This window comes from Aquabacterium sp. UBA2148 (assembly GCF_002328915.1).
In the GTDB taxonomy this organism is placed as follows: Bacteria; Pseudomonadota; Gammaproteobacteria; order Burkholderiales; family Burkholderiaceae_C; genus Aquabacterium; species Aquabacterium parvum.
Window position 1 is genome coordinate 1 of record NZ_DCXA01000164.1, and the last position, 4,178, is coordinate 4,178.

Sequence of the window (4,178 nt, forward strand, 5' to 3'; positions counted from 1 at the left end):
GAAACAGCGGCGGGCGCGCCACGTGCACATGCCCGGCTTCGATCAGCTTGGGGAAGTGGCGGAAGAACAGCGTCAGCAGCAGCACCTGGATGTGCGAGCCGTCCACGTCGGCGTCCGACAGGATGCAGACCTTGCCGTAGCGCAGGCCTGACAGATCCGGCGAGTCGTTCGGGCCGTGCGGGTCGACGCCGATCGCCACCGAGATGTCGTGGATCTCGTTGTTCTTGAAGAGCAGGTCGCGCTCAACCTCCCAGGCGTTGAGCACCTTGCCGCGCAGGGGCAGGATGGCTTGGGTCTCTTTGTCGCGGCCCATCTTGGCGCTGCCACCGGCCGAGTCACCTTCGACCAGGAAGACCTCGTTGAAGGCGATGTCGCGGCTTTCGCAATCGGTCAGCTTGCCGGGCAGCACCGCCACGCCGGAGCCCTTCTTCTTCTCGACCTTCTGGCCGGCGCGCTGGCGGGCCTGGGCCTGCTTGATGACCAGCTCGGCCAGCTTTTTGCCGTGGTCGACGTGCTGGTTGAGCCACAGCTCCATCGTCGGCTTGACGTAGGTGCTGACCAGGCGCAGGGCGTCGCGGCTGTTCAGGCGCTCCTTGGTCTGACCCTGGAACTGCGGGTCCAGCACCTTGGCTGACAGCACGAAGCTGGCGCGACCGAAAACGTCATCGGGCATCAGCTTGACGCCCTTGGGCATCAGCGCATGCATCTCGATGAAACCCTTGACTGCCTGGAAAAGGCCGTCTTTGAGGCCTGCTTCGTGCGTGCCGCCGGCCACGGTGGGGATCAGGTTGACGTAGCTCTCGCGCATGGGCGAGCCGTCTTCGGTGAAGGCCACGCACCAGGCCGCGCCCTCGCCTTCGGCGAAGTTCTCGCTCTCGTTGCCGCCGGCGTACTGCTCGCCCTCGAACAGCGGGATCACCGGGTCGGCGGTCAGCGTCTGGCTGAGGTAGTCACGCAGACCGCCCTTGTAGAGCCAGGTCTGGACTTCGGGCTCCCTGCCAGACTTCTCGATGGTCAGCGTGATGGTCACGCCCGGCATCAGCACGGCCTTGCTGCGCAGCATGTGCACCAGCTCGCCACGGGGCAGCTCGGCGCTTTCGAAGTACTTGGCGTCGGGCCAAGCGCGCACGGTGGTGCCGTTCTTGCGATCGCCACTGGCGGCCGGACGCACGGCCACGGGCTCGATCACGTCGCCACCGCCGAAGGCCAGCGTCGCCACCTGCTTGTCGCGGCTGACGGTGACCTGCAGGCGGGTGGACAGCGCGTTCGTCACGCTCACGCCCACGCCGTGCAGGCCGCCTGAGAAGCTGTACGCACCGCCCGAGCCTTTGTCGAACTTGCCGCCCGCGTGCAGGCGGGTGAAGACGATCTCGACCACGCTCACGCCTTCTTCGGGGTGCAGGCCGAAGGGGATGCCCCGACCGTCGTCCTCGACGCTGATCGAGCCGTCGGTGTGCAGGGTGACCGCGATGCGCTTGCCGAAACCCGCCAGGGCCTCGTCGGCGGCGTTGTCGATCACCTCCTGGATGATGTGCAGGGGGTTGTCGGTCCGGGTGTACATGCCCGGGCGCTGCTTGACGGGCTCCAGGCCCTTGAGGACGCGGATGGAGCCTTCGCCGTAGGCAGCGGAGGGGGACGAAGGGGAAGCGGGGGGTGCTTGGGTGGCCATGCTGGATTCTAGTCAGGCCTTCGAGGCGCAGGGCCGTGGAGGCGATCCCCGTGAACTGGCTCAAGCCATAATCCACCGATGTGCCAACCCAGGTCGGGTGCTGCGTTTCAGGCTTGAGACTGCCCTGCCCGCCCACGAAAGCCCTCGATGACCATTGCCAGTTTCGACGACCTTCTGCGCTCGGCAAGCCAGCAGGCCGAACCGCAACGCCTGCTGTTCGTGTTCACCACGGCCGAGTTGCCCGACGACGCCACCCCTGAGCAACGCGCCCGGTTTCAAGCCGGCCAAGGCGGCACGCTGACGCCGTTGATGTGCGTGGACAAGTCACCTGCGGAGCTGCCGTCGTTCGAGGCGCTGCTCGCCGAGTCGCGGCGTGCCGGGCCAGCTTGGGACATCGTCTTCGTCGCCGCGCTGTCGGGCAGCGCCGGACGCAGCCCGAGCAGCAACGACGCCGAAGCGCCGCTGCAACGCATGGTTGAATCGATCAAGTCGGGCCGGATCGCCAACTTCATCCCGTTCGACATCCAGGGTCAGCCGGTCAGCTTCGGCTGAGGCGCTTCGCAGCCCCTCACATGAACAAGGCGAGCATGCGCTCGATGGCCATGGTGAACGGCACCTGCATCATCGGCAGGGTCAGCCACAGGCCGGTCAGACCCACACCGATCGTGATCGGAAAGCCGATCGAGAAGATGTTCATCTGGGGCGCCACGCGCGCCACCAGGCCCATGACCAGGTTGGTCAAAGCCAGCATGGCCACCACGGGCAAAGACACCCACAGCCCCAGCTTGAACACCTCGGCGCCCCAAACGTGCGGCTGCACGACCTGCAAGAAGGCCAGGGGCTCAGGCGAAACCGGGAAGGCCTGGAAGCTCTGGATGAGCGCCGCCGTGAGCATCAGGTGCCCGTTCATGACGATGAACAGCCAGGACGCGACCGTGCCGTAGAGCCGGCTGACGGCGGTGATCTGCCCGCCGCTGAGCGGGTCGAAGAAGGAGGCAAAGTTCAGGCCCATCTGCAGGCCCACCAGTTCACCGGCGAACTCAATGGCCGCGAACACCACCCGGGCCGCAAACCCCATGGTCAGGCCGATGAGCACCTGCTGAATCAGCACCATCAGGGCCTCAGGCGAGTTCAGCGCGATGGGTGGCGGGGCCGGCAGGCTGGGCTCGGCCGCGATGACCACCAGGGCCGCCAGGCCGATGCGCACGCGGCGCGGCACCACGCGCATCGACAGAACGGGCGCCGTGGTGAACAGCCCCAGGATGCGAAAGAACGGCCAGATCCAGGCGCTGACCCAGGCAAGGATCTGGGCTTCGGTGAAAGAGACCATGGACGCCGCCGCTGGAGCCGAACGCTCAGCCCACCACCGACGGGATGGACTGCAACACCTGCTGGATGTACTCGACCAGGGTGTTGAGCATCCAGGGGCCGGCCACGCCCAGGGTGGCGAAAGCCGCCAGCAGCTTGGGCACGAAAGACAGCGTCTGCTCGTGGATCTGCGTGGCGGCCTGGAAGATGCTCACCACCAGGCCCACGGCCAGCACCACCAGCATCAGCGGCGCAACCACGGTGATCAGCGTGAGCAGCCCGTCGCGGCTGATGGTCAGAACCTGTTGGGGATCCATGTCGGGGCTCCGTTGTGGCGCGCGGTCACTGCGCAAAGCTGGCGGCCAGCGAGCCGAGCAGCAGGTTCCAGCCATCGGCCAGCACGAACAGCATCAGCTTGAACGGCAAGGCCACCATCACGGGCGAGAGCATCATCATGCCCAGGCTCATCAGCACGCTGGCCACGATCATGTCGATGACCAGGAAGGGGATGAAGATCAGAAAGCCGATCTGGAAGGCCGACTTCAGCTCGCTGGTGACAAACGCTGGCACCAGCACACGAAAAGGCACCTGCTCGGGCTTGAGGCCCGGCTCGACCTTGGCCAGGCGGCTGAACAAGGCCAGGTCGGACTGTCGGGTCTGCTTGAGCATGAAGCCGCGCATGGGGGCCTGGCCCTTGTCCAGCGCCTCGACAAAGGTGATCTGGTTGGCCGCGAAAGGCTCGTAGGCTTCCTTGTAGACCTTGTCAAGGGTCGGCCCCATGACGAACAAGGTCAGGAACAGCGACAGGCCGACGATGACCTGGTTGGGCGGCGCGGCCTGGGTGCCCAGGGCCTGGCGCATCAGGCCCAGCACGATGACGATGCGGGTGAAGCCCGTCATCATCAGCAGCACGGCCGGCAAAAAGCTCAAGGCCGTGAAGAACAGCAGGGTCTGGATGGGCACCGAGTAATTGGTGCCACCACCACCTTGGCCGATCAGCAAGGGCAGCGAGGCCTGGCCACCCGGGGCCGCCTGGGCCCAGGCCAGCGGGGCCAGCAGGCTCAGGGCGAGGGCCAGCGAGGCGCGGTTCATGGGGCGCATCATTGGTCTCCCTGACGGGTGCGGCGCAGCAAGGTGGCAAAAGCGGGGTGCACGGCGGGCGAGCTGGCGGCAGGCTCTGCCGGGGCTTGCGGCGCCATGG

5 protein-coding genes are annotated in these 4,178 nt (G+C 66.4%); 1 reads left to right on the forward strand and 4 read right to left on the reverse strand.

Features of this window, described 5'->3' with window-relative positions; genetic code table 11:
• Positions 1–1,669, reverse strand: a 1,669-nt coding sequence (locus B2W70_RS09150; protein ID WP_286745027.1) for a DNA topoisomerase IV subunit B, incomplete at its 3' end; no start/stop codon positions are given.
• Positions 1,670–1,816: 147 nt separating this feature from the next.
• Between B2W70_RS09150 and B2W70_RS09155 the strand changes: the two genes are divergently transcribed.
• Positions 1,817–2,221, forward strand: coding sequence for a ribonucleotide reductase subunit alpha (locus B2W70_RS09155; RefSeq protein WP_286745030.1), 405 nt, complete (start codon positions 1,817–1,819; stop codon positions 2,219–2,221).
• 16 nt (positions 2,222–2,237) lie between these two features.
• On the opposite strand, the gene fliR is transcribed toward B2W70_RS09155, so the two are convergent.
• Genes fliR through fliP form a run of 3 tightly spaced genes read right to left on the reverse strand, consistent with a single transcriptional unit; the run spans position 2,238 to position 4,078 of the window.
• On the reverse strand, positions 2,238–2,999 hold the full coding sequence (gene fliR / locus B2W70_RS09160) for a flagellar biosynthetic protein FliR (RefSeq protein WP_286745033.1): 762 nt from the start codon (positions 2,997–2,999) through the stop codon (positions 2,238–2,240).
• A gap of 25 nt (positions 3,000–3,024) precedes the next feature.
• Entirely contained in the window at positions 3,025–3,294 is a 270-nt protein-coding gene (gene fliQ, locus B2W70_RS09165) for a flagellar biosynthesis protein FliQ (protein ID WP_137840126.1), read from the reverse strand.
• 25 nt (positions 3,295–3,319) lie between these two features.
• Positions 3,320–4,078, reverse strand: coding sequence for a flagellar type III secretion system pore protein FliP (gene fliP / locus B2W70_RS09170; protein ID WP_414631041.1), 759 nt, complete (start codon positions 4,076–4,078; stop codon positions 3,320–3,322).
• Positions 4,079–4,178: the final 100 nt, after the last annotated feature.

Excerpts from the sequence above, each read along its gene's own strand:
- B2W70_RS09155 (WP_286745030.1), top strand. The coding sequence starts at position 1,817 with ATGACCATTGCCAGTTTCGACGACCTTCTGCGCTCGGCAAGCCAGCAG.
- fliP (WP_414631041.1), bottom strand. The coding sequence starts at position 4,078 with ATGCGCCCCATGAACCGCGCCTCGCTGGCCCTCGCCCTGAGCCTGCTG.
- fliQ (WP_137840126.1), bottom strand. The coding sequence starts at position 3,294 with ATGGATCCCCAACAGGTTCTGACCATCAGCCGCGACGGGCTGCTCACG.
- fliR (WP_286745033.1), bottom strand. The coding sequence starts at position 2,999 with ATGGTCTCTTTCACCGAAGCCCAGATCCTTGCCTGGGTCAGCGCCTGG.